Below are 24,586 nucleotides of genomic sequence, written 5' to 3' on the forward strand. Positions count from 1 at the left end.
GGGGGTCAGCCGAAGACCGATTCGATGGCACGCTCGAACGGCTCGGAGAAGCCGAGCCGCGCGGCGATGCTGGACAGCACATCTTCGGGCAGCAGGTCTATGTCGCCGGAGAGGATGCCCAGCTCCATCTCGTCCAACCCGAGATCGGCGAAGATCGACAGATCTCCGGCGGGGAGCACGGTCTCCTCGTCCTGGAGGATCTCGTCGAGCTCCTCCTCGTCCGGCACGGGCACGTCGAGATAGTCGAGAACCTGGCGGGCCAGCGGGAAGTCCCAGGAGGCGGCGATGTCGGACAGGAACACGTCCACCCGCTCGCCCAGGACCCGCAGCGCCACGAAGAACTCGTCGCCCACGGCGACCAGGCCGATCGTCCCGCTCTCGCTCGGCTGCTGACGCAGGGCATGGATCAACCCCTGCAGGTCGGACGTGAGCACGACCGGCAGGAGCTCGGCGTCCCAGCACTCGTCCTCGCGGTAAACCACGATGGCGAAATCGAGAGCGTCGTCTTCGTCTGCCATCGCCATCCCCACCCGACCTCTGACACGACAGATACCACCAGCACCCAATCGTTCCAGACCTGCGCACGAGGCGTGTGCCTCTCGGACTAAATTGTGATCAAAACCAATGACCCGAGGGGCCGGCGGGGGTGGCCACGTTCGGAGGACCACCGCAGGTAGCGGGGTCCCCATGCACGTTCCCCAGCAGATAGCCTTGCCGTTTATGGAAACCCTCGTCGTCGACCATCCGCTCGTGGCCCACAAGCTCACCACGCTGCGCGATGTCCGCACCGACTCGCCGACCTTCCGCAGGCTCGCGGATGAGCTGGTGACGCTGCTCGCGTACGAGGCCACCCGCGACGTGCGGATCACCGACGTCACGGTCGAGACGCCCGTGGCCGCCGCCCACGGCGTGCGACTGGCCAAGCCGTACCCCCTCGTGGTCCCCATCCTGCGCGCCGGGCTCGGCATGCTCGACGGCATGACCAGGCTGCTGCCCACGGCCGAGGTCGGGTTCCTCGGCATGATCAGGAACGAGTCCACCCTCCTGGCCGAGACGTACGCCACGCGGCTGCCCGACGACCTGTCGGGGCGCCAGTGCTACGTCGTCGACCCGATGCTGGCCACCGGCGGCACGCTGGCGGCGGCCGTGCAGTTCCTGTTCGACCGGGGCGCGGTCGACGTCACGGCCATCTGCCTGCTGGCCGCACCCGAGGGCCTGGCGTACATGGACAAGGTGTTCGCCAACTCGGGCAAGCCCATCCGCGTGGTGACCGCCGCACTCGACGAGCGGCTCAACGAGAGCGGCTACATCGTGCCCGGCCTCGGCGACGCGGGCGACCGCCTCTACGGCGTGGTCTGACGCCACGACGTAGCTGAAAAGCGCCTTCACGTCACTCGCAGTCATCTCTTCGTTACATACTGTTGTTTCGTGGGTACGAAGAGACAGGAAGGCAACTTCCGCATGCGCGTGGAGGAGCACGATGAGCGATCACAGCGAGGCGGAGCCGGCTCCGTACGCGGAGGTGGAGACTGTGCTGTGCGACGAGTTCGCCGGTATCCACTCCGCGACCACCGTAACGCGCTGCGTTGAAGCAGCGCACTATGGCGCGCTGGAGGTCACCGGTTACGCCCATCCGAGCCTTGTCGAGCGCATCGCACGTAAGCATCTTCACGTCCTGGCCCTGGTGGCCAGCGAACGCGGCTAACCAAGATCGGAACTATCCCGCCAAGTCATCTTTACCCGGGCATCCGGGTGGGTAATGTATAGGGCGGGTGGAGTGGGTAAGGGCACGGAGGCGACGGTGCAGGTCAAAAAAGTCCTCACATACGGTGGTATCGCATTTGTCGCGTACTACCTGTTCGCGCGACCATCTGACGCCGCGGACGCGGTGAGAGGAGCGTTCGACACGGTGTTCAACGCGGCCGACTCGCTGGCTCAATTTGTGAACAGCCTCTCATGAGACTTGTGACCCACGGGGACTCTGCCCCGTCGTCGGTCAACCGATACCTCCTCCCCCAAGAACAACAGTTCATCATGGTCCGGCGGCACCCTGCGATCTTGCTGCGCCCGGTTGCCGAGGTGCTCGCCGGCCTGATCGTCGCGGGCTTGCTCAGCAAGTTCTTCGGAGGCAGCGATCAAGGCGGCACGGCGCTCGTCGTCGTGTGGTGGTTGTGGCTCCTGCTTCTGGTGCGTTTCGTGTGGAAAGTCGCGGAGTGGTCGGTCGATTACTTTGTGGTGACTTCGAAGCGCATGCTGCTGACAACGGGCTTGATCACCCGTAAGGTCGCGATGATGCCTTTGGGCAAGGTCACCGACATGAGCTTCCAAAGAAGTCTGCTTGGGCGCATGCTCGGTTACGGTGAGTTCATCCTCGAGTCAGCAGGTCAGGACCAGGCACTCTCGACGGTCGAGTACATTCCGTACCCCGAGACCCTGTACCTCGAGGTCTGCGGGATGCTTTTTCCCAGCAAGGACGAGAGCGACGATTAATCTCCTCGCGGGGAATTCTTCACTCGGGGATACCCGATTCGGCTACTTCATGCAATCATTGCGTGTTGTTGACCCTTCCCCGCCTTGAGAGATGAGATGCCGAGTCAGGGAACCATCGGTGACCGCGTCCGCGGATTGCGGCTGAACAGGCGGATGTCCCAGGCCCAACTGGCCGGACCCGACCTGTCTGACAGTTATGTCTCGCTCATTGAGTCGGGCAAGCGCACGCCGACTCCTGTCGTGGCCCGGCTGCTGGCCGAGCGACTGGGGTGCACGACCGAGTTCCTCCTTCACGGGATCGAACCTCGGCAGCGCATCGACACGGAGCTCGGCCTGCGCCACGCCGAGCTCGAGCTGCAGCATGGCGACCCGTCCGTCGCCGCCGACCGCTTCACGGAGATCGTGAAGGCGGCCGACGAGGAAAACGCCATGCTGACCGCTCACGCCCGGTTCGGCAGGGCGCGCGCGCTCGAGGCCCAGGGTCGCCTCGGCCAGGCGGTGGAGGCGTTCGAGCGCCTGCGCAGGGAGGCCGCGGCTCACCCCGAGCGGCTGGCCGACCTCCCGCTCACGATCGCACTGAGCCGCTGCTACCAGCGGGCGGGCGACCGCCTGCGGGCCCGCGACCTGGCCACCGCCGCCCTTGAGCAGGCCGAGCGGCTGTCCATCACGCAGGGCGAGATCGCCGTCGACCTGGCAGCCGCTCTGGTCGAGGCGCGCAGCGAGCGCGAGAGCGAGTCCCGCGAGCTGGGATACGTCAAGCGGGTGCTGGACCTGACCGGCGTTCCTGAAGTTGTGGACCGTTCCGGAGAGATCCAGGCGCTGTGGCACGCGAGCGCCGCCGCCGCTGCCGGCGAGGACTCGGCGCTGGCCGTGCGCCTCGCCGACGACGCCATCATGGCCGGCCGCCAGGCCCGGCTGTCGCTGCAGCTGGCCAGGACCGCCATGCACTGGTCCAGGCTGACCACGGTGCCGGTCGACGAGGCCGAGCGCCTCATCTCGGCCGCCTCCAAGGCGTTCGCCACGTTCCCCGGCACGGCACGCGAGCACGGCGAGAGCCTCATCGTGCACGCACGGGTCATCCTGCGGACCGGCGCCTCGGCGCGGGCGAGCGAGCTGGCGCACACGGCTCTGGGCCTGTCTCACGACCGCGCCGGCACCACGCCCGCCGAGGCCCACCTCGTGCTGGCCACCGTGGCGTTCGACGAGGGGGCCGACGCCTCCGCGCACCTGCGCGACGCCCACCAGGCGCTCGACACGCTCGACCGGCCGGTGTTCGGCTCCGACCGGCAGGCCGCCCGTTGCTGGCGTGAGCTGGGCGACCTCTACGGCAGGGCCGGGTCCAGAACACAGCAGACCGCCGCATATCGTAAAGCCCTCGAAGCCGCCGGAGTCCGTTCCGCCATGGCGGGGGTGACCGTCGACGCCACAGTTTCGCGCTGATCCTCCAGGAGCTCCAGATTTGGCGTTTTGAGTCTGGAATAATTAGGGTCTACCAGTCATTGACTCATAGGATGATTGGTTTCCCCGGAGGAGGCGGACTGTGAGTCTGCGTACGGCGCAGCGGGCTTCGCTCGTCGACCAGGTGATCGATCAGCTCAAGGAGCAGATCACCTCAGGGTCGTGGCCGATGAACGGCAAGATCCCGACCGAGACGGTGCTCGCCGAGCAGCTCGGGGTGGGCCGCAACACCGTTCGGGAGGCCGTACGCGCGCTCACGCACGCCGGGCTGCTCGAGTGCCGTCAGGGGGACGGCACTTACGTCCGCGCGACCAGCGAGCTGTCCGGCGCGATGCTGCGGCGGCTCAAGCAGGCCGAGCAGCTCGAGATCCTCGAGGTACGCCGTGCACTCGAAGTCGAGTCCGCGCGCCTGGCCGCCACCCGGCGCACGGATGACGACATCAAGCACATCGAGGCGGCCCTGGCCGAGCGGGACCGGGCCTGGGAGCTGGACGACCCCGACTACTTCGTCGAGGCCGATCTGGCCTTCCACATGGCCGTGGCGCACGCCACGCACAACCTGGTGCTGATCGACCTGTACGAGGACTTCTCGGCGGCCCTGCGCGCCAGCATCACGGCCGCGGGGACCTCGCTCGACAAGAGCTACATCCCGCACGACGCCATCGCCCGCGCCATCGCGGCGGGAGACGCGGCGGCGGCCGAGCGGGCAGGCCACGCCTGCATGGAACACATCCTCATCGCCCTCACCGAGTCCTGACCCCCTCCCCCGGGGGTGTGACAAAGGAGACAGCCGGCTCTGGAATGGCGCCTGATCGCTTCGGTGCTTTAGCGGAAGAGTGAAGCGAAAGGAAGAACGCCATGACCATCCTTGTCGCCTACGACGGCTCGGCCGACTCGCGTACCGCGATCGAGTTCGCGGCCAAGCATCTCGCCGCCGAGCCCACCGTCGTCGTCACGGTGTGGGAGCCGCTGCTCGTGCAGCTCAAGAAGTATCCGCTGGCGGCGGGCGTCCTCGACCAGAGCACCGAGGACGAGGGGCACGCCCAGGCGGAGCAGCATGCCAGGGAGGGGGCTGAGCTGGCCATCGCGGCCGGGCTCTCGGATGTCACCTATCGGGCGGTGGCTGACAACGAGTCGATCTGGAAGACGATTGTCGACGTGGCGGACGAGGTGGATGCCTCGGTGATCGTCACGGGGTCGCGGGGGCTGGCCGGGGTGCGGTCGGTGCTGTTGGGCAGTGTGTCCAACCACGTGCTGCATCACGCTCACCGGCCGACGCTCATCGTCCCGCCTTCCCAGCCCGCCCGCTGACAGCCGTCCCCTCAGCCGAAGTGCGCCACCGCACTTCGGCTGATGTCCTTTTGGGGGATTTAGAGGATTCGGCCGCGAGCCCTCGGGGTGAGGGCCAGGCCAGGCCGTCGAGCCGCTCAGGGGCGAGGGCCGGGCTCGGCCGTGGGGCCCTGAGGTCCCTCCGGGAGCGGGGGCTGGGGCCGCCCCTGGCCTCCCTCCAGGAGCGAGGGGCTGGGCCCGGGTCACGAGGGTCCTTTCGAACGGCGAGGGGCGGAGCCTGGCCGTGGGGGCGTCAGGAGGCTGTGGGGAGGGGTGTTTCCGTGAAGGAGGCGCAGCCCGAGGTGGTGGCGCAGGTCTGAGGTGGGGGGCAGAGGCGGGTGTCGATGCGGCGGGCGCCCGGGCCCTCGTCGCCGAGCCGGTCGTGGGGGTTGGCCACCGGGCAACGGTCGAGCGACAGGCAGCCGCACCCGATGCAGTCCGTGAGGTCGTCGCGCAGCCGTTGAAGCTGCTCGATCCGGTCGTCCAGTTCGCCGCGCCAGGCGGCCGACAGGCGGGCCCAGTCGTCCCGGTTGGGCGTGCGCTCGTCCGGCAGCTCGGCCAGGGCGTCCTTGATGGTCTTCAGGGGGATGCCGATGCGCTGGGCCAGCCTGATGAACGCGACCCTGCGCAGGCTGTCGCGGGTGTACCGGCGCTGGTTCCCCGCCGTACGGCGGCTCTTGATCAGGCCCTTGGCCTCGTAGAAGTGCAGGGCGGACACGGCGACCCCGCTGCGCTCGGCGAGCTCGCCGACGGTGAGCTCCTTGGTGTTCCAGGCGGCCTTCGTCATACCTGGAGATTACTTGAGGGTTCGCTCGAGCAGTGTCTCGAGGACCACGATTGTCTGCGTTCCCGTGACGCCGTCCACCCCGAACACCCGGCGCAGCACGTCCTGCAGCTCCACCGTCCCGGCCGTACGGACCTTGAGCAGCACCGACGCGGGACCCGCGATGACGTGCGCCTCCTCGATCTCCGGGATCGCCGCCAGCCGGTCGGCGCTGTCGCCCATCCAGGTGCTCCCGTCCACCAGCACGTACGCCGTCACCGCACGCCCGAGCGCCGCCTGGTCCACCTCGATCGTCGTGCGCCTGATCACCCCGCGCTCGCGCAGCTTGCGCACCCGCTCGTGCGCGGCCCCGCTGGACAGCCCCACCGCCTTGCCCAGCACCGCATACGACCGCGTCGCGTCCTCCTGCAGCAGGCCGATCAGCATTCTGTCGATATCATCCACAGCCGAATGCTATCCAGTGATATGCCCGGGATGGCGAACAGCATATTGTGGACCGCATGACGGACACGATCCCCACTGAGTTCGAGGTGCTCGACGAGCGGTTCGCCGCGGTAGGCGGAGACGACTATGTCGAACGCCTCCACACCGGCACCCGCTGGGCGGAGGGCCCTGTTTACTTCCCGGCCGGCCGGTTCCTGGTCTGGAGCGACATCCCCAACGAGCGGATGCTGCGCTGGGACGAGATGACGGGCGCGGTCGGCCTGTTCCGCCAGCCGTCCGGCTACACCAACGGCAACACCCTCGACCGCGAGGGCCGCCTGATCTCCTGCGAGCACGGCAACCGCCGCGTCACCCGCACCGAGCACGACGGCTCGATCACGGTCATCGCCGACCGCTGGGAGGGCAAGCGGCTCAACAGCCCCAACGACGTCGTGGTCCGCTCCGACGGGTCGATCTGGTTCACCGACCCGCCGTACGGGATCCTCAGCAACTACGAGGGTTACGCCGCCGAGCAGGAGATCGACGGCTGTCACGTCTACCGTGCCGACCCGGTGACGGGCGAGGTCCGGATCGTGGCCGACGACTTCGCCCGCCCCAACGGCCTGGCGTTCTCGCTCGACGAGAGCCGGATCTACATCGCCGACACGCGGATGAAGCACCTGCGCGTGTTCGACGTGCGCGAGGACGGCACGCTGGCGGGCGGCAAGGTCTTCGCGGAAGGGACGGAGCAGGACATCTTCGACGGACTCCGCCTCGACGACACGGGCCGCGTCTGGGCCGCGGCAGGCAGGGCGCTGCTCTGCTACGACCCCGACGGGACGCTGATCGGCCGGCTGAAGCTGCCGGAGCCCACGGCCAACCTGGTGTTCGGCGGGCTCAAGCGCAACCGGATGTTCATCACGGCCTCGTCCTCGCTCTACTCCCTGATGACCAACGTCACCGGCGCGCGCCCGGTCTGGGCCGGGCGCTAGCCTCACTCCCACCTGAACAGCCGTACGGCCAGCCCACCGAAGATCACCAGCCCGGCGGCCACCACCGCCAGATGGGCGGCCTGCGGCGCGTGGCCCGCCCAGGTGTCCTTGAGCGCCTGGGCGAACGGCCCCGCGACGGAGTAGTCGCTGATCGCCCGCAGCGCGTCCGGCATGATGTCGCGCGGCACCCACATGCCCCCCAGGAACATCAGCGGGAACATCACCGCGGACCCGATCCCCGGCGCGACCTTCGCGTTGGGCGCCAGCGCGGCGATCACCAGCCCGATGGCCTGCAACGCGGCGCTGCCGAGCAGGAAGACGAGGATGAACCCCACCCACTGCCGCGGCGCCGCCGACCCGAACACCAGCGACCCCGTCACGATCAGCAGGGCCGTGGTGACCGCCCCGACCGCCAGGTTGATCAGGAGCTGCACCCCCAGCAGCCGTGCCGGGTGCACGGGCGTGGTGGACATCCGCCTGAGCACCCCTTGCTCGCGGTACGCGGTCAGCACCGCGGGCACCACGCTGCAGGCCAGGGTCAGCAGCGAGAGCAGCGTCATCAGGCTCGGCATATGCGTGTCCACGGCCCGCTCCCCCGACGCCGCGCGCTGGGTCATGTCCGGGATGCTGAGTCCCAGCACGAGCAGGAGCGCGACCGGCAGCCCGATCGTGAAGATCAGGAACGGCCATTCGCGCAGGTGCAGCTTGATCTCCACGAGGAGCAGCTTCATGACAGCTTCCTTCCGGTGAGTGCGAGGAACGCGTCGTCGAGCGTGGTCTGCTCGATCCGCAGGTCTCCTGGAACGACCTGGTGCCGGGCCAGGACGAGCGTGACAGCCGGCGCGAGGTTGCCCGTGCCGCTCACCACGAGCTGGTCGCCGCTCCTCGTGACCTCCCGCACCTCCGGCAGGGCCCGCAGCACCGCGTCGTCGACGGGCCCCGACGGCCGGAACCTCAGCCGCTGCTCCCCGCCCACCTGCGCGATGAGCCCGGCAGGCGTGTCCGTGGCGACCACCTTGCCCGCGTCGATGAGCGCGAGCCGGTCGCAGAGCCGCTCGGCCTCCTCCATGAAGTGGGTGACCAGCACGATCGTCACGCCGGAGTCGCGTACCTGCTCGACCAGTTCCCAGGTGTTCCTGCGGGCCTGCGGGTCGAGGCCGGTGGTCAGCTCGTCCAGCACCGCCACGCGCGGCCTGCCGACCAGCGCCAGCGCGACCGAGAGCCGCTGGCGCTGCCCGCCGGAGAGCTTCTTGAACGCCGTGTCGCGTTTGGCGCCGAGGCCGACCCGTTCGAGCAGCTCGGACCAGTCGGCGGGGTCGGGGTAGAAGGAGGCGTACAGGTCCATGGCCTCCCACACCTTGATCTTGTCGGGCAGCGCCGCGCTCTGCAGCTGCATGCCCAGCACGCGCCGCAGCTCGCCCCTGTTGAGCTGCGGGTCCAGCCCGGCCACCCGTACGGTGCCGCCGTCGGGCACGCGCAGGCCGGCCACGCACTCCACGGTGGTGGTCTTGCCCGCGCCGTTCGGGCCGAGGATGCCGAAGATCTCACCCTCCGCGACCTCGAACGACACGTCGTCGACCGCCAGATGCTTCGGGTACTGCTTGCGCAGGTTCCTGACTTCGATGACCTTCATGCCGACGACGCTAGGAACACGGCCTTCGCCGGGGAATCCGGCTGGGTGTCGGGCAAGGGTGTACCTAGGTGCAATGGTCCGGCAGCGCCCGTTGGCCCAGACTGGGGGCATGCTGCTCCGAAGGTCCGGTCAGGTCGCGGCGCTGCTCGCACTCCTCCTCGTCGAGGTGCCGGCGATCGTGCTCAGCCTCACCATGCTGCTGCTGTCGTTCGGGGTGGGCATGGTGTTCCTGTATTCGCCGCAGGTCCAGCTGGTCAGGAGGCTGGCCGAGCTCAACCGGCGGCTGATGCGGAGCTGGACCGGCGTCCACATCGAGTCCCCGTACCTGCCCGAGCCCCCGCCTCCGGTGCCGCAGGCGGACGGCATGTACCGCTCCGACCGGACCCTCTACAAGACGCCGCGGATCCCCGCCTGGAACAACCGGTGGAAGTGGCTGACCTCCGACCCGGCGACCTGGCGCGACACGTTCTGGCTGGTGCTCGACCCGGTGGTGAAGGTGACACTGCTGCCGGTGTTCGTCGTGATCCCCGAGCGCGGCCTGCGGATCTACGCTCTCTGGAGCGACCTGATGCTCCGCGCGACCGTCGCCAGCCGCCTGGCGAGCCAGGTGAGCCACCTCAGGCGGACGCGTAACCTGGCCGCCGACTCGCAGGCGGCCGAGATGCGCAGGATCGAACGGGATCTGCACGACGGCACTCAGGCCCGGCTGGTGGCGATCGGCATGACGCTGGGCGCGGTCGAGGAGCTCGTCGACAAGGACCCCTCGGCGGCCAAGGCGCTGCTGTCGAAGGCCCGGGACGCCTCCTCCGAGACGCTGACCGAGCTGCGCAGGGTCATCCGCGGCATCCACCCTCCGGTGCTGGCCGAGCGCGGGCTGGCCGACGCCGTACGCGCGCTGGCCATGGACAGCCCGTTGCAGGTCACGGTGGACGTCGACCTGCCGCACCGGCCGGAGGCGCCGGTGGAGGCGGCGGTGTATTTCGCGGTCAGCGAGCTGCTCTCCAATGCCGCCCGGCACGGCGACGCGCGCGCGGCGACGGTGGACCTCAGCACCAACGGGCCCAATCTGCGCGCCACGGTCACCGACGACGGCATGGGCGGCGCCGATCCGGCCAAGGGCAGCGGCCTGTCCGGGATCGAGCGGCGGCTGGCCGCCTTCGACGGGGTGCTCGCCCTGAACAGCCCGCCGGGCGGCCCCACGACCGTGACGATGGAGCTGCCCCGGGTGCTGCCCGAGCACTGGGCGGGCAGCCTGCCCAAGCTGCCGCGCTGGAAGGCGTCCATCGTCGTCCTCCTCTGGGCCACGGCCTGGTGCCCGACGTTCCCCCAGGGAATCGTGGCGGGCATCTTCAAGGCGTTCGGCATCGAGGAGAAGACCTGGTTCCTCGCCCTGTACCTGCCCGAGCCCTGGCAGTGGCCGGTCATCTTCGGCATGATCACCCTGGGCCTGTGCATGCACATCCTGGCCATCTGGATACCCTCCAACCACAACCGCGACCTGTGGTTCGCCCGTGCCACGCCGATCAAACCCTGGTGCTGATGAAGAACCGCGTACTCATCGCCGAGGACCTCTACCTGCTCAGAGACGGGCTGGTGCACCTGCTCCAGGCCCACGGCTTCTCCGTCGTGGCGGCCGTGGAGAGCGGGCCCGAGCTGCTGCGGGGCCTGCTGGAGCTGCGGCCCGACGTCTCGATCGTGGACGTGCGGCTGCCGCCCACGTTCACGGACGAGGGGCTGCAGGCGGCGCTCGCGGCCAGAAAACAGGTGCCCGGGCTGCCCGTCCTCGTGCTGTCCCAGCACGTCGAGCAGCTCTACGCACGCGAGCTGCTGGCCGACGGCTCGGGTGCGATCGGCTATCTGCTCAAGGACCGGGTCTTCAACGCCGAGCAGTTCATCGACGCGGTACGCAGGGTCGCCGAGGGCGGCACGGCCATGGACCCCGAGGTCATCGCCAAGCTCCTGGCCAGCAACGCCAGGCACGAGCCGCTGGCCGCGCTCACGCCGCGCGAGCGGGAGGTGCTGGAGGCCATGGCGGAAGGGCGCTCCAACACGGCCATCTGCCAGCGGCTCTATCTGAGCGAGAGCGCCGTGGCCAAGCACACGGCCTCCATTTTCGCCAAGTTGGGGCTCGCGCCGTCGGACGACGACAACCGCCGCGTGCTCGCCGTACTTGCCTATCTCAACAGCCGCTAGGACCCTCCACCAGGGGTTGGTCATCCGGCGAGACTGCCCAGAGTTGTCGGTCGCACCGGCTATTTTCATAGAGGCACGGCGACGAAGGGGTGGTAGCAGGTGAAAATCCGGGTTAACCGCGATGTTCTGGCAGATGCGGTGGCGTGGGCTGCCCGAGTCCTGCCCACCCGGCCCGTGGTGCCCGTCCTGTCCGGGCTGCTGCTGGAGGCGAGCGACGAGCTGGTCCTGTCCGCGTTCGACTACGACGTCTCGGCCAGGGCCGCGATCGACGCCGACGTGGCCGAGGCGGGCAGCGTGCTGATCCCCGGGCGGCTGCTGGCCGAGATCAGCAGGAGCCTGCCCGCCGACGACGTGGAGATCGTCACCGAGGGCGCCGAGGCGGTGCTGACCTGCGGGAGCGCGGAGTTCGGGCTGATCACGATGCCGGTCGAGGACTTCCCGACCATGCCCACGATGCCGCCGAGCATCGGCGCCATCGGCGGCGGCGTGTTCGCCTCGGCGGTCGGCCAGGTCGCACCCGCCGCCAGCCGCGACGACACGCTGCCCATGCTCACCGGCATCAGGGTCGACATCGAGGGCGAGTCCGTGGCCATGGCGGCCACCGACCGCTACCGCATCGCCGCCCGCGACTTCACCTGGCGCCCGGTCAGCCCCGACGTCGCGGTCTCGGCCATGGTCCCGGCGAAGGTGCTGGTCGAGGTGGCCAAGTCGCTGCGCGGCGGCGAGGTGTCGATCGCGATGGGCGACGGGGTGGCGGGGTTCGAGAGCGTCGGGCGGAGCACGACGGTGCGGCTGCTCGACGAGCAGTTCATCGACTATCGCTCCCGGCTGACCTCCGACTGGTCGATCAGGGCCGACGTGGCGGTTGCGCCGTTCGTCAACGCCATCAAGCGCGTCGCCCTGGTGGCCGAGCGCAACACCGCGATCCGGCTGTCGTTCAGCCAGGGGCAGGTGCTCATCCAGGCGGGCGGCGGCGACATCGGGCGCGGCGCCGAGGTGGTCGACTGCGAGCTGCGCGGCGACGACATCCAGATCGCCTTCCAGTCGCAGTTCCTGCTCGACGGGCTGACCGGGATCGAGAGCGAGCTGGCCCGTATCAACATGGAGTCGCCCACCAGGCCCGCCCTGATCCAGGACGTGCCCGGCGACGCCGAGCCCGCTTTCCGCTATCTCGTCATGTCACTCCGCCAGGGCTGAGCCGCCGGTCTGGCGCTCGGCGACCAGCTTGAACACCCTTTTGAACTCCGTGTACGCCTCCTCGCCCACGGCCTTGGCGTGCTCCGCCTCCATGGTGGCGAGGATGGCGTCCGACTTGACCATGTGATCGCGGCCCCTCTCGGTGGGCACGATCAGCTTGGCCCGCCGGTCGGCCGGGTCCGGCTGCCGCTCCACGTAACCCAGCTCGACCAGCTCGTCCACCAGCGTGCCGATCACCTGCTTGTGCTGGCCCGACTGCGCGGCCAGGTCCGTGGCCCTGCTGCCCTCCTCGTCCAGGTATGCCAGCACCGCCCCATGCCGTGGCCTGAGCCCGGGATGCCCCTGCTGGGCCAGCGTCTCGAACAGCTGCCGCTGCAGGCTGAAAAGGGTCCTGCTGGACAGGATGCCGAGATCGGGCTCTTCCTGCTTGCGCCGGCTCCTGCGCACCGTCACACCCTCCATTTAGTCATAAAACTTGATTGTCACTGAATCTTACTATACCGTCGACGGCATGAGCATCTTGATCACGGGTGCCAACGGCACCGTTTCCAGCGCCGTCCTCCGTTCCCTGACCGGCACCGCGGACGTGCGGGTCCTCGTGCGTGACGCGGCCAAGGCGCCGTCCGGGGTGGAGGTCGCGGTCGGCGATCTGGACGACCCCGCCACGCTCGACCGGGCCTTCCAGGGCGTGGACACGTTGTGGCTGCTGACCGCCATGGGCCCGCAGGCGCCGCACGCCGGCATGAACGCCGTCTGGGCCGCCAGGAAGGTCGGGGTGAGCCACGTCGTACGCATGTCGGCCATCGGCGCGGCCCACGACGCGCCGACCCGCAACGGCCGCCTGCACGCCCTGTCGGACGTCGAGCTCGCGGCCTCGGGCCTCGGCTGGACCGTCATCCGCCCGGCCTTCTTCATGCAGAACCTTTTCGGCTCGGTCAACGGCGACACCTTGTACGGCGCGACCGGCGAGGGGCGGCTCGGCATGATCGACGTACGCGACATCGGCGACTTCGCCGCCGCGGTCCTGCGCGCTCCCGCACAGCACAAAGGCAGCACCTACACTCTCACGGGCCCGGCCAGCGTCTCACTGCGGGACGCGGCGGCCGCGCTGGGCGAGGTGTACGGCACTCCGATCGCCTACCAGCCGGTGACGCCGGACGACGCTCAACGGTCGATGCTGGACGCGGGGCTGTCCCCGTGGATCGCGGCGGTCACCAGGGAGTACCTGACGGCGTACTCGGAGGGGTGGGGTGACTACACGACGCCGGACTTCGAGAAGGTGATGGGCCGCCCGGCCCGGTCATTCGCCGCCTTCGCCCGCGACCACGCCGCCCAGCTCCGCCCGTGACCGTCCCCTCTGGGAGCAGAGCGGGACCGCCGCGGCCGCGCAGCCGACGCAGGAACGTCAGGCCACCTGCGACGAACCCACCGCCGCCTTGGACGACCGGGCTGGAGCACGGCGAGGCGCTCTGGTTACTTGGCGCGTGCTTCCAGGAGCCTCAGAAGATGTCTGTTACCAGGATGTTCGACTGGTGAGAAGATCGGGGGTGCTCCGAATAGCAAACGCAGTACTCGCGAGATTGCCGGAACCACTGCACGCACTTGCACTGAAGCACCGTGAACTGCTGAAGTTCGCGGTGGTGGGTGGAACAGCGTTCTTAGTGGACAACACGGTGTTCTATGGGCTGAAGCTCACCGTTCTGGAACCGAAGCCGGTGACCGCGAAGATCATTGCAGTGCTCGTGGCGACGATCGTGTCCTACGTGTTGAACCGCGAATGGTCGTTCCGGACCAGGGGCGGCCGCGAGCGCCGTCACGAGGCGGCGCTGTTCTTCCTGGTCAGTGGCGTCGGTCTGGTGCTCAGCTCCGCGCCGCTGTGGATCTCCCGGTACGTATTTCATCTGGAGAGCCCGGATGTGAGCCTGGTGACCCAGGAGATCGCCGACTTCATGAGCGCGCAGATCATCGGCACGCTGATCGCCATGGTCTTCCGCTTCTGGGCGCTCCGGAAGTGGGTCTTCCCCGACGAGAAGACCCAGTCCGGCAGCGTGCGGCTGGCTCCCGCTCCCGAGTCCACGGACGAGGCGGCTTGATGGCAGCCGGGTCCTGCAACGCCCGTGTAGGGATCGGCCGGAGATGAGCAAAACAACCGGCTGGTCGGCGTATTCGAGCATCACGCTGGGAGGGTGAGTCACAGTAGTTGAGCAGTTGAGCTTGATGTTGGTGATCCTTTCTGGCGGTGTCGGCCATGTTTCGGCCCTCCTCGTAGCCATTGGATTGGTGCGTCTTCTGCTCGTGGTGTCTTTGGCGGAGGACGTTCAAGTAGGTCGAGAGCTTGTTGGACGTTGCGGCTGAAGGCATGCCCGGCTTCTGTGAGGGTCAGGGTTCGTCTCTTGCCCTTGCGCTCGAAGAGCAGGGTGCCGGTTCGCCGTTCGAGCACGTTGAGTAGTTGGTGCAGGTTGGCGCTGGAGATGCCGAGGTTGGCCGCTGCTTGGCGAAGAGTGGCGTGTTGGGTCGCGGCCAGGAATCTTCGGGCCCGTTTGACGCTGCGCTCTCCTTGGAGCGCCGACCACACCTCTGGTGTGAAGGCGTGTGGACCACCGTAGGGAGTCAGTGGATGTCGGCTGTTATGCGAACCGCGTCCCCGAATGGGGATGCTCAGTTCACGAGCCAGTTCAGCCAGATGTCCGCTGGCGATTCCGAGTTCCTCGGCGATCTCCTTGAGCGTGCGCTGCTGATTCTCTAGTTGGTCACGCAACCATTCGGGGTCGATGGCGAACGCGCGGCGCCCCCCTGTCGGGAACGTGATGCCGTACTCGGCGGCGAGGCGTTTGATGGTTGTGTAGCTGCAGGCGAATCGGGTAGCCAGATCGCTGAGGCTGAGTCCTTGCTCGTGCCCGTGGCGGATCTGTTCGGCGTCCGGTAGGAGAGCGCGAGGGATTTTCTGGACTCGGCCTTGGGGAGTCGGCCCTTGCCCGGCTGCCTCGGGATGGCGCAGGGCAGCGACCCAGATGTGCTCGGCGGTGGTGGCGAGGGCTTGCGCGACGTTGGAAGGTCTGTGGCCCTCGCGGAGGAGTTTCCACATGGACGCGATGTCGAGGTCGTCGGGGTGAGGTCCCGGCCAGCGGAGTTCTGGGATCCAGGTGAAGGGAGGTTCCCAGCTGACGGGCTCGTGAATGTCTGCGGCGTCCAGAATGAGCCGGGCTTGCTCTTCCAAGTGCGTGGAGACGGCACCGGTGTTGCGCAGGGTCGCTTCTTCGTAGGTGCGTGCCTGCCGGTGATCTATTGCGGGGCTGGTGGGGGTTGGCCGGTATTGCGGATGGTGGCCGGTGAGTATCTCGGCCACGCGTAGACGGTAATGACGGAGCATTCCCGGTGAGGGAAGACGCAGCCCGGTGAGGTTGAAGTGCTCGCGTAGCAGGTCGAGATCGAGGTCGACTGTGGTAAACAATGCGCGCCGCCGGGCGTAGTCGATCGGACTTCCGTGGGTGTCCAGGCCTGCGGCGAGGTGGCATAGCGCGGCGAGAAAGGCGTGCCTGCTCTCCTCGGTCGTGATGTCCTGCAGTAGCCACGACAGAGTCTTGGCACCCGTCGATTTGACCTTGGTTCTGCCCAAGGCCGCGTTGATCTGCTCGACGCTGGCGTCGCTGCCGATGAGGACGAGGGCGGTGCTCAGCGCCGCCCGGAAGGGCAGGCACTGTCCTTCATGCGTCCCGGTATTCAGGCGAAGAGCCCAGCCGGGCCAAAACAGGGCGGGAACGTGAGATGCCCGGTGAAGGTGGGCGTGTTCGGTTGGTGCTCCTGGCGCTGGTCCGTCGATGCGGAAGCGCAGCCGGTCCATGGCCCGTGTGCGGGGTGCGGCAGCGAGCAGTATGGCCTGCTGAACCGTGGGCTCGGCGCTGGCCCAGCGTTTCAGGATCACGGCCGGATTGGCGTGTGTGCTGGCCCGGCTCTCATGCCGGGCCAGCCAGGTCGCGATGACCGGATCGAGGCCCGTGCCGTGCGCGGTCAGAGCATGGCAGGCGAGGGTGACCGCGAAGGCGATCGTGGGTGCGTGGTGGTCGCGCGGCCCGAAGCGCGTCGGCGGGCGTTCGAGCGGCCCGGCGAAATCGACACCCAGCTCGGCGAGGATGTCGAGGACCACGCCGGGAAGCTCTTCCGGCGTGCTGCGGTCGTAGGCGTTCAGGCAGGAACGCGCGATCGCATGCAGATTGTCCAACAAGGTGATCGGGTCGGTATTCGGCTGGCCGGTGGTGGCATCGCCGATGCTGGATTCCAGCAGGCGCGCCGCCGACAAGACCCGTCCGCCGGCGGGAAGTCGTCTGGAGGTGATCTGCGAGAGCTGCCGGCCGCACATCTTGGCGTCGTCGGCTGCCAGCGTGATGGGGAGATCTTCGGCGGGTCGCGGTGAGCGGCAGCGGTCGGGAGGTCCGCCGGATGGTCTTTGACCCGCCCAGGTGCCGCGAGGCCGTCGCCCGCATGAATCACACAGGTCTGCGAGAAGCCGCTGATGGACCAGGCAGGCGAACGTCCACGGCAACCTCCAGGTCAACATCCACCGTCCTGTTGTTTCACCCAGACAGTCGGGGCAAAAGCGCGAGCCGCTCAGATGCCGCCACCACCTCACCGGCCCGTGACGGCGCGCGGTGGGTGCCAGCGTCACCAGTGATCCGTTGAAACGACCCCAGGTCATCGCGTCCAGATCTGTGACTGGCACCCCGGTCAGCGCGCTGATCGCCGCGAAGTCGCTGGAATGGCTCGCCGCGGTCCACGGCCTGCTCGCCCATGCAGCGCGGGTCGGGGCGGGTACTCCTGCCAGTGCCAGAAGTTCGCCGACCTTGCACCGCAGGCGCCGGGCGTATGCCTCCAGCCAGCTGTCGATCGCCTCGCCGGGCAACGGCGGGACCCGGATGGGGACGGTGTCGAGGATCGGCGTCATGTCGTCGTCCCGGCCGGTTGTCCGGAAACGCTGCGTCGGCCACGGGGAGTTGTCGGGCGGCTGGACAGGCGGCCAGCCGCGATGGCCGCCTCCAGTTCCAGGCGAGCGCGTTCGGCTGCCGCGTCGTTCTTGGTCCTGGCGAGGATGTCGCCGGTCAGCCGTTCGGCACCTTCGGTGATGCTCTTGTGGCAGCTGCGCTTGATCAGCGTCATCAAAGACGCGAAGTGGCCGGTGGATCTGGCGAACAGCACGTCAGATAGATCATCGGCGATCATGCCGGGGTACTTGTCGGCGAGCACAACCGCTTTCTCGATCGTGAGTAGCAGGTTGCGCCAGGTCTGGCGGCCGGGCTCGTCGTCGATGGTGAACGGCGGGACTGCGAGCGGGGTCCATCGCCGGCTGTTTTGGGCGAGTTCCTCCTGTCCCGGGGCGAGACCCTCATCGAGCAGACCGCGCTGGTCGAGTCCCACCCCAACGTAGAGGAAGGTGACCGGGAAGTCGTTGGTCAACGCCTTGAAGTGGTTGGCGACGGCTCGCCCGTTCTTGCGCCTCATGTCCAGGAAGTGCACGTCGTCCACGATGATCAGGGTGCTGCCGCAGGAGATGATCGCGTCGGCGGCCTTGTGGCCGAGCTGGTTGGCGTTGCCCCTGTCGCAACCGGGCAAGTTGAAGAACCGGCAGAGCATCGAGTTGAAGTCGCGGCGGGTGGTCTCATCGGTCAGCTGGATGCGCACGACCGGGATGTGCTCGTGGCCCTCCAGGGTCTGTGCGCCGTAGAGGTCGACCTGGTGGCGCTGGTAGTCGCGGCCGAAGGCGTTGGCGATTGTGCTCTTGCCCAGCCCGGGGAAAGCGTCGATCACCGCGGGGAAGCGCGGCTTGTCGCCATCCTCTCGATTGCTGGCCAGGATGTTCCACAGATCTCGATGGACATCCAGCAACTGCGGGGTCCGGATAGGGCCGAGGTTGGCGTGCCAGACCGCACGGTACTCGTCGTACTCGGCCCTGGCCTGGGTGGACAGCGTGGCCAACCGGGTGCGGTCAAGCACTTCGGGACGCTCACGAACTGGGCTCTCGGCGTACTGACGCCAGCCGCGCTTGGTCGAGAGGCTGTAGCGCCGTTCCTGATTGCGCAGCTGGCCGCGACTCATGCGATGTCCATGGCGTCGGCGTAGAAGTCGTCATCGCCGCCATCGGCTTCCATCGGTTCACCGGGGAAACCTGCGTCGAGCTCGTCCTCGCTATCGTCGTCGCACTCCTGCGCAACCTCCGCCGGTTTCTCAGGTTCCCGGGCGCCCTCTCCTCGCGGGAGAGTGGAGGGAATCGAGGGCAGCGGCACGTCGGTTTCCTCGCCGAGCGCGTCAGCCGGCACCAGCCGCAGCCGCTGCTCCGACAGGCGGATGGCCATGCGCCGCTCGACAGGACTGCGGGTCAGTCCCGCGTCCCACTGCTCCAGGATCTCGATCAACGCGCGTTTGGTGTCGGGGAAGCGATGGCTGGCCAAGGCCAGGCGGCGCGCGTAGGCGAGCGCTTCGCCGCTGAACGGGCCTTGGCAGGCGTCGGCGTGTTCCCAGCGCAGCATGTGCCAGGCGCGAGAGGTCGGGTGTTGGAAGTAGAGGCGGCTGACATCGCCGCTGTCTACCCGAAACGGCCACTTGCCGCTATTGGGCCCCGTATACGGGCTGATCGTGTCCCCGAAGTCAGCAAGGACTCGGCCGTTGTAGCGCAGCCCGCCGTATTCGACACCGTAGTGCTGCACGGTGCGCCAGACGACCTTGAGGAAGTCGAAGGCCAGATCGGCACGGGCGGGGATCTGGAGATAACCGGCCCGGCTGACGCCATGCCCATACATATCCAGCGGAGACATCGGCAAGCCTGGCAACTCCGCAACGCACAACCCTTCATGGGCCTGCCGATGATAGACCGTCGCGATCCACTGCCGGATGATCGCTTCGAGTTCGTCGAGGAAGAAGAACGCCTGCTGCTCCACGTCCAGACCCCGGCTGTGGACATCGGGACCCTTGTAGCCGGGAAGTGCGACCAGCAGCCCTTCCCGCAGGGTCCGGAAGAACCGCTCCAGCGCGGCCTTGTCACTGCCTTGGAATGGCCTGGCCGGTTGCACCGAGATCCCCAGCCGCTGACATGCCGACAGCAACTGCTCGGACAGGTAGATCTTGCCGTGGTCCACCACGATCGTCTCGGCCGCGACCGACGGCAGCAACGCGACACCGTCGGCATCAACAAGCTTGTCGGCGTCGATCACGATTCCGCGCGGCAGACCGTGGTAGGACTGCGGGTAGGTGATGCCGTTGCGTACGGTGTCCGGCAGCGGGCGCACCGTCTCGAACAACACGCCCGCGGCGTCGACGGCCTTGGTGGACACCGGGGTCAGGCGCAGACCGGTGATGCACCGGTCGTAGAGATCCATCGCAATCGTCAACTCAGCCTTCACCCAGCGCAAGGTGAGGGGATCCATCGCGAACACGTCGAGTGGCGTGGTGTCCAGCAGGACGTACTCACCTGGCCTGGTCGCGCGCAGCCGACCGTAGGGCGCCGAGGGACGGCTGGCGATCGAACGCTTGGTCTTCGTGCCGCCGAACGCGTGGGTTCCCCGTGACAGCTCGCGCAACAGCTGCCGCGCCCGCGTCGTACTGGGATCGGCCACGACACCGGCGCCGTGCTCGTCATCGAGCCTCGCACGGATACGCAGCAACACGATGTTCTGAGTGGGGCGGCTGGCCTCGGTGTGCTCGCCCAGCACGGTGCGGGCCATGTCCAGCCAGAGCGGATCGACTCCACCGAGAAGATCACGCCGCCGCCCGCGGCGCTGATCGATCAGCGCTTCCGGACCGTCGCTTTCGAAGCTCGCGACCCACCGGCGGATCGTGGAAACTCCGACACCGAGTTCGGCCGCCTTGGCCTCATACCGCTCCAGCTTCCCCACACCTGGGGCGTAGGACTCGCGTGGTTCCCCAGGCAGCGCCAACACCTGGTGCCCGCGCCGGTAACCGGTGCGCACCTCTTGCACATGCCCGATCCGCGTGCGCAGGTCCGCCAGCTCGGCACCGACCAGGTTCGACAAGGTGATGCCGACTCCATCGAGCGGATCGGCTGCCCCCTTGACCATCAATCGGGCCTGAGGCGAGGCGAGTAGATGCCCGATGGAGACCTGTCGGATCGCGGTTCCGACCCGATCCGACAGCAGCACGCTCGGCGGTTCGATCTCCACGATCTCCCACGCCCGGCCGTCGTACTCGACGCTCAGACCGACCCGTAAGGCGACGCTCCATCCGGTCATGCGGCACCTCGCAAAACGCTGTCTTCGTCGACAACCCGCCCCATGTCAGTGGTCAGGCGATGTCGCCAAAGCAGCGACAACACCACCGGTTTGACCTGATCCGGAGCCAGGACTCCAGCCAGCCGGAAAGTGAGGGTGCGAACGGTGTCGCCGGGAACCAGCGCCGACAACACCTTCGATTCCGCCTCGGCGGAAACGAGCTCCGGACGGCGGGCGGCGGCCAGGAACCGCACGTTGGCCAGCAGCGTCTCCTGACCCTCACCGGTCCAGATCTCGTGCGCCCACCCGTGACCTTCAATCAGTTGCGCAGGCCAGGACAGCGCCTCCACGATCTTCGGGTCGGACAACTTCGACGTCGGCTTGACGTTGACCACGGTGACCGACCCATCCTCATACACGAGAAGGAAATCTGGGACATGTCGTCGCAGTCGGCCATCGACACGAGCGTGGATACGAAACGGCTGCGCGGCGATGGCGACTACCGTCGGGTCGAAGTCCGCCAGCAACAGCCGCGCCAACTCCAGGCGACTCTCGTAGACCACGTGCCCGCTGGTAGTCGCCGACCAGTACAAACCGGAGAAATGACGCTGGCCGCGGCGAGAACGCACGACGCGCCATGGCTTGCCCGCGAGCACCTGATCAGCGCGCAACATCGCCAGGGGCCGATGGACTTCCGTGCCGTCCTTGCAGCGCACCGAAGTGGTTGCCCCGGTCAGGGGGAAAGGACCACGATCATCAACAGACACGGGCTCCTCCAAAAGCTCGTCCCTGATCACCTCAGAGGACTCACTCAAACCAGCCGTAACAACAATCGTCGACCTGGCACTGCTCACTTGTCAGCGTTACTGCTCATTCGGTGCTCATGTATCGGGGTCATTGCTCATCCAAAACGGCCCCCTACAGCCCGACCTCAGTGCTGCGCCATGTCCACGAACCGGCTGTAGTGGCCCTGGAACGCCACCGTCACCGTGGCCGTGGGGCCGTTACGGTGCTTGGCCACGATCAGGTCGGCCTCACCCGCCCGCGGCGACTCCCGCTCGTAGGCGTCCTCGCGGTGCAGCAGGATGACCATGTCGGCGTCCTGCTCGATGGATCCGGACTCGCGCAGGTCGCTCACCGCGGGGCGCTTGTCGGTGCGCTGCTCCGGGCCACGGTTGAGCTGGGAGATCGCGATGACCGGCACCTCCAGCTCCTTGGCCAGCAGCTTGATCGCACGGGAGATCTCCGAGACCTCGTTCTGCCGGCTCTCGGTCTTCTTCGGCGAGCTCATCAGCTGGAGGTAGTCGATGACCACGAACCGCAGGTCGTTACGCTGCTTGAGCCGCCGGCACTTGGCCCGGATCTCCATCATCGACATGTTGGGCGAGTCGTCGATGAACAGCGGCGCCTCCGCCACCTCGCTCATCCGCCGGGCCAGGCGCGTCCAGTCGTCGTCGCCCATCATGCCCGAGCGCATGGCGTGGAGTGCGACCCGGGCCTCGGCGGACAGCAGTCGCATGGTGATCTCGTTGCGCGACATTTCCAGCGAGAAGATGACCGTGGTCATCCCATGCTTGATAGCCGCAGAACGGGCGAAATCCAGCCCTAGCGTACTTTTCCCGATGGCGGGGCGGGCGGCCACGACGATCATCTGACCCGGGTGGAGGCCGTTGGTGAGCTGGTCGAGGTCCTGGAAGCCGGTCGGCACGCCGACCATCTGGCCGCCGCGGCTGCCGATGGCCTCCAGCTCGTCGAGGGCGCCGGGCATGATGTCGGCCAGCGGCGCGTAGTCCTCCGAGGTGCGGCGCTCGGTGACCTTGTAGATCTCCGCCTGGGCGCGGTCGACGAGGTCGTCGACCTCTTCGTTCTGGCCGCCGTAGCCGAAGGAGACGATGCGGGTGCCGGCCTCGATGAGGCGGCGGAGGATGGCCTGCTCCCTGACGATCTTGGCGTAGTAGCCCGCGTTGGCCGCGGTGGGGACGACGGCCGTGAGGGTGTGGAGGTAGGCGGCCCCGCCCACCCTGGCCATCTCGCCGCGCTTCTGCAGCTCGTCGAAGACGGTGACCGCGTCGGCGGGCTCGCCCCGTCCGTAGAGGTCGGTGATGACTTCGTAGACCATCTGGTGGGCGGGCCGGTAGAAGTCGTCGGACCGCAGGATCTCGACGACGTCGGCGATGGCGTCCTTGGACAGCAGCATGCCGCCCAGGACGGACTGCTCCGCCTCGATGTTGTGTGGGGGGGTGCGCTCGAAGCCAGGGCCTGCACCCGTCTCGTCGTCAATGCTCACCGCGCCCCCTCAACACTTGCAGGCGGTCGCACCACCCCCACTTGTAGCCGACCGGTCTGACAGTTTCTCGGAGTCGCGAGCAGACGGCAACGCGACCTGTGGACAACCCTGTGGCCAAGCTGTGCACTACCGTGCCCAGGATGTGAAAGGCCTGTGGACAGCACCTGTGGATAACTCTTTCGGATATCCATCGAAGGGCCTCTGAACTGGGCGAACGGTATCCACCGGCTGTGGAGAAAAGAAAGTTTCGCCGACACGCCGTGTAATGGCCATAATGGACAAATGCTCATTACCCCCCGGGATCGGGAGATACTCCGGCTGGCCGTTCCGGCGTTCGGCGCGCTGGTGGCCGAGCCGCTCTTCCTTCTCGCCGACTACGCCATCGTGGGGCACGGGCTGGGCACCACGGCGGTGGGGGCCCTGGGCGTGGCGGGCACGGTCCTCGCGACCCTGGTGAACCTGTGCGTCTTCCTCGCGTACGGCACCACGGCCTCCGTGGCACGGCAGACCGGCGCCGGGAACCACGCGCGGGCCATGCGCAGCGGTGTGGACGGGATCTGGCTGGCCCTGGCGATCGGCGCGCTCCTGATCGCCGTGTGCTGGCCGCTGGCCCCCGCCATTGTGGAGTTGTTCGGGGCGGGCGAGGGACAGGGCGAGCAGGCCGTGACGTACCTGCGGATCAGCCTGCTCGGCGCGCCCGGCATGCTGGTCGTGCTGGCCGGGACGGGGGTGCTGCGCGGCCTGCAGGACACCGTCACGCCGCTGGCGGTCGCCATCGGCTCGTTCGTGCTGAACGCTGCCCTGAACGCCTGGTTCGTGCTGGGGCTGGGGTGGGGCATCGCCGGGTCGGCCTGGGGCACGGTGATCGCGCAGACCCTGGGCGCGGCCGTCTACCTCGCCGTCGTGGCGCGGGGCGCGCTGAGGCTGGGGACACCGCTCACGCCCGGTCTGGCAGGGGTCAAGGAGGCGGGCACGGCCGGGTTCGCGCTGCTCGTCCGTACCCTCTGCCTGCGGGTGGTGCTGCTCGCGGCCACCGTGATCGCCACCAGGATGGGCGAGGCGGAGCTGGCCGCGTACGCCATCGCCACCCAGGTGTGGACGCTGCTCGCGTTCGCGCTGGACGCCATCGCCATCGCCGGGCAGGCCATCACGGGACGCTCGCTCGGCGCGGGGGACGTCGTGTCCACCAGGGCCGCGACCAGGCGGATGGTGCAGTGGGGCATCTGGTCGGGCGTGCTGCTCGGCCTCCTGGTCGTGGCCGCCAGGCCACTGCTGCCCGGGCTGTTCGACACGGACCCGCAGGTCACCGAACTGCTGCTGGCGCTGATGTGGCCGGTGGCGGCGTTCCAGCCGGTGTGCGGGGTCGTGTTCGTGCTCGACGGCGTGCTGATCGGCGCGGGCGACCAGCGCTATCTGGCGTGGGCGGGGGTGTGGACGACGCTGGCGTACCTGCCCGCCGCCCTCCTCGCCTCCGGCTTCGGGGTCGTCGCCCTGTGGTGCGCGCTCGGGGTGTGGATGCTCGCCCGTCTGGTCAGCCTCGTACGCCGGGCCGTCGGCACCGCCTGGCTGGTGACCGGAGCGTAGGCG

The 24,586-nt window shown here is 68.1% G+C and carries 25 protein-coding genes; 14 read left to right on the forward strand and 11 right to left on the reverse strand.

Features of this window, described 5'->3' with window-relative positions; translation table 11 throughout:
• Positions 1-5: 5 nt before the first annotated feature.
• Complete coding sequence (locus ACIBI9_RS41575) at positions 6-518, reverse strand: tRNA adenosine deaminase-associated protein (RefSeq protein WP_397230919.1); 513 nt, start codon at positions 516-518, stop codon at positions 6-8.
• A gap of 202 nt (positions 519-720) precedes the next feature.
• On the opposite strand from ACIBI9_RS41575, the gene upp reads away from it, so the two are divergent.
• The 7 genes from upp (at position 721) to ACIBI9_RS41610 (ending at position 5,259) form a co-directional block, all read left to right on the forward strand.
• Positions 721-1,359, forward strand: coding sequence for a uracil phosphoribosyltransferase (upp, locus tag ACIBI9_RS41580; RefSeq protein WP_397230921.1), 639 nt, complete (start codon positions 721-723; stop codon positions 1,357-1,359).
• Positions 1,360-1,480: 121 nt separating this feature from the next.
• Entirely contained in the window at positions 1,481-1,705 is a 225-nt protein-coding gene (locus ACIBI9_RS41585; RefSeq protein WP_192788986.1) for a hypothetical protein, read from the forward strand.
• 72 nt (positions 1,706-1,777) lie between these two features.
• Positions 1,778-1,960 (forward strand): hypothetical protein, encoded by a 183-nt coding sequence (locus tag ACIBI9_RS41590; protein ID WP_192794450.1) that lies wholly within the window; start codon positions 1,778-1,780, stop codon positions 1,958-1,960.
• Entirely contained in the window at positions 1,957-2,490 is a 534-nt protein-coding gene (locus tag ACIBI9_RS41595) for a PH domain-containing protein (protein WP_192788987.1), read from the forward strand. The genes ACIBI9_RS41590 and ACIBI9_RS41595 overlap by 4 nt, the downstream gene beginning before the upstream one ends.
• 96 nt (positions 2,491-2,586) lie before the next feature.
• Positions 2,587-3,930 carry a helix-turn-helix domain-containing protein gene (locus tag ACIBI9_RS41600; protein WP_397230924.1) on the forward strand — a complete coding sequence of 448 codons (1,344 nt, stop codon included), beginning with the start codon at positions 2,587-2,589 and terminating at the stop codon, positions 3,928-3,930.
• Between the two features lie 100 nt (positions 3,931-4,030).
• The gene (locus ACIBI9_RS41605; protein WP_397230926.1) at positions 4,031-4,705 is read left to right on the forward strand and encodes a FadR/GntR family transcriptional regulator; all 675 of its coding nucleotides are present in this window, start codon (positions 4,031-4,033) and stop codon (positions 4,703-4,705) included.
• 101 nt (positions 4,706-4,806) lie between these two features.
• Entirely contained in the window at positions 4,807-5,259 is a 453-nt protein-coding gene (locus tag ACIBI9_RS41610; RefSeq protein WP_397230928.1) for a universal stress protein, read from the forward strand.
• Between the two features lie 271 nt (positions 5,260-5,530).
• On the opposite strand, the gene soxR is transcribed toward ACIBI9_RS41610, so the two are convergent.
• Entirely contained in the window at positions 5,531-6,064 is a 534-nt protein-coding gene (gene soxR / locus ACIBI9_RS41615; RefSeq protein WP_397230930.1) for a redox-sensitive transcriptional activator SoxR, read from the reverse strand.
• Between the two features lie 9 nt (positions 6,065-6,073).
• A complete protein-coding gene (locus ACIBI9_RS41620; RefSeq protein ID WP_397230931.1) occupies positions 6,074-6,505 on the reverse strand; it encodes an Lrp/AsnC family transcriptional regulator in 432 nt (143 codons plus the stop codon).
• 56 nt (positions 6,506-6,561) lie between these two features.
• Here ACIBI9_RS41620 and ACIBI9_RS41625 point away from each other — a divergent pair, with 56 nt between their 5' ends.
• Positions 6,562-7,476 carry an SMP-30/gluconolactonase/LRE family protein gene (locus tag ACIBI9_RS41625; protein ID WP_397230933.1) on the forward strand — a complete coding sequence of 305 codons (915 nt, stop codon included), beginning with the start codon at positions 6,562-6,564 and terminating at the stop codon, positions 7,474-7,476.
• 2 nt (positions 7,477-7,478) lie between these two features.
• Here the strand turns inward: ACIBI9_RS41625 and ACIBI9_RS41630 are convergent, their stop codons facing one another.
• The gene (locus ACIBI9_RS41630) at positions 7,479-8,207 is read right to left on the reverse strand and encodes an ABC transporter permease (RefSeq protein ID WP_397230935.1); all 729 of its coding nucleotides are present in this window, start codon (positions 8,205-8,207) and stop codon (positions 7,479-7,481) included.
• A complete protein-coding gene (locus ACIBI9_RS41635; RefSeq protein WP_397230937.1) occupies positions 8,204-9,109 on the reverse strand; it encodes an ABC transporter ATP-binding protein in 906 nt (301 codons plus the stop codon). Before ACIBI9_RS41635 ends, ACIBI9_RS41630 begins: the two co-directional genes overlap by 4 nt.
• A 109-nt stretch (positions 9,110-9,218) precedes the next feature.
• Here ACIBI9_RS41635 and ACIBI9_RS41640 point away from each other — a divergent pair, with 109 nt between their 5' ends.
• The 3 genes from ACIBI9_RS41640 to dnaN all read left to right on the forward strand — a co-directional run bounded on the left by ACIBI9_RS41640 (position 9,219) and on the right by dnaN (position 12,499).
• On the forward strand, positions 9,219-10,649 hold the full coding sequence (locus ACIBI9_RS41640; RefSeq protein WP_397230939.1) for a sensor histidine kinase: 1,431 nt from the start codon (positions 9,219-9,221) through the stop codon (positions 10,647-10,649).
• The gene (locus tag ACIBI9_RS41645; RefSeq protein WP_397230941.1) at positions 10,649-11,302 is read left to right on the forward strand and encodes a response regulator; all 654 of its coding nucleotides are present in this window, start codon (positions 10,649-10,651) and stop codon (positions 11,300-11,302) included. Before ACIBI9_RS41640 ends, ACIBI9_RS41645 begins: the two co-directional genes overlap by 1 nt.
• A 99-nt stretch (positions 11,303-11,401) precedes the next feature.
• Entirely contained in the window at positions 11,402-12,499 is a 1,098-nt protein-coding gene (gene dnaN, locus ACIBI9_RS41650; RefSeq protein WP_397230943.1) for a DNA polymerase III subunit beta, read from the forward strand.
• Here dnaN and ACIBI9_RS41655 read toward each other — a convergent pair.
• The gene (locus ACIBI9_RS41655) at positions 12,482-12,961 is read right to left on the reverse strand and encodes a MarR family winged helix-turn-helix transcriptional regulator (RefSeq protein WP_397230945.1); all 480 of its coding nucleotides are present in this window, start codon (positions 12,959-12,961) and stop codon (positions 12,482-12,484) included. The genes dnaN and ACIBI9_RS41655 overlap by 18 nt on opposite strands.
• 49 nt (positions 12,962-13,010) lie before the next feature.
• On the opposite strand from ACIBI9_RS41655, the gene ACIBI9_RS41660 reads away from it, so the two are divergent.
• Positions 13,011-13,847 carry an SDR family oxidoreductase gene (locus tag ACIBI9_RS41660; RefSeq protein ID WP_397230947.1) on the forward strand — a complete coding sequence of 279 codons (837 nt, stop codon included), beginning with the start codon at positions 13,011-13,013 and terminating at the stop codon, positions 13,845-13,847.
• A gap of 232 nt (positions 13,848-14,079) precedes the next feature.
• On the forward strand, positions 14,080-14,592 hold the full coding sequence (locus ACIBI9_RS41665) for a GtrA family protein (RefSeq protein ID WP_397230949.1): 513 nt from the start codon (positions 14,080-14,082) through the stop codon (positions 14,590-14,592).
• A gap of 98 nt (positions 14,593-14,690) precedes the next feature.
• On the opposite strand, the gene ACIBI9_RS41670 is transcribed toward ACIBI9_RS41665, so the two are convergent.
• From ACIBI9_RS41670 to dnaB, 5 genes are all read right to left on the reverse strand, one after another.
• A complete protein-coding gene (locus ACIBI9_RS41670; RefSeq protein WP_397230951.1) occupies positions 14,691-17,438 on the reverse strand; it encodes a TniQ family protein in 2,748 nt (915 codons plus the stop codon).
• Positions 17,435-18,586 (reverse strand): ATP-binding protein, encoded by a 1,152-nt coding sequence (locus ACIBI9_RS41675; protein ID WP_397230953.1) that lies wholly within the window; start codon positions 18,584-18,586, stop codon positions 17,435-17,437. The genes ACIBI9_RS41670 and ACIBI9_RS41675 overlap by 4 nt, the downstream gene beginning before the upstream one ends.
• A complete protein-coding gene (locus tag ACIBI9_RS41680) occupies positions 18,583-20,733 on the reverse strand; it encodes a helix-turn-helix domain-containing protein (protein WP_397230955.1) in 2,151 nt (716 codons plus the stop codon). The genes ACIBI9_RS41675 and ACIBI9_RS41680 overlap by 4 nt, the downstream gene beginning before the upstream one ends.
• Positions 20,730-21,509, reverse strand: a complete 780-nt coding sequence (locus tag ACIBI9_RS41685) for a TnsA-like heteromeric transposase endonuclease subunit (protein ID WP_397230957.1) — start codon at positions 21,507-21,509, stop codon at positions 20,730-20,732. The genes ACIBI9_RS41680 and ACIBI9_RS41685 overlap by 4 nt, the downstream gene beginning before the upstream one ends.
• 134 nt (positions 21,510-21,643) lie before the next feature.
• Positions 21,644-22,999 (reverse strand): replicative DNA helicase, encoded by a 1,356-nt coding sequence (dnaB, locus tag ACIBI9_RS41690; RefSeq protein WP_397230959.1) that lies wholly within the window; start codon positions 22,997-22,999, stop codon positions 21,644-21,646.
• Between the two features lie 282 nt (positions 23,000-23,281).
• On the opposite strand from dnaB, the gene ACIBI9_RS41695 reads away from it, so the two are divergent.
• Positions 23,282-24,583, forward strand: coding sequence for an MATE family efflux transporter (locus ACIBI9_RS41695; protein ID WP_397230961.1), 1,302 nt, complete (start codon positions 23,282-23,284; stop codon positions 24,581-24,583).
• Positions 24,584-24,586: the final 3 nt, after the last annotated feature.

Source organism: Nonomuraea sp. NPDC050451 (assembly GCF_044458585.1).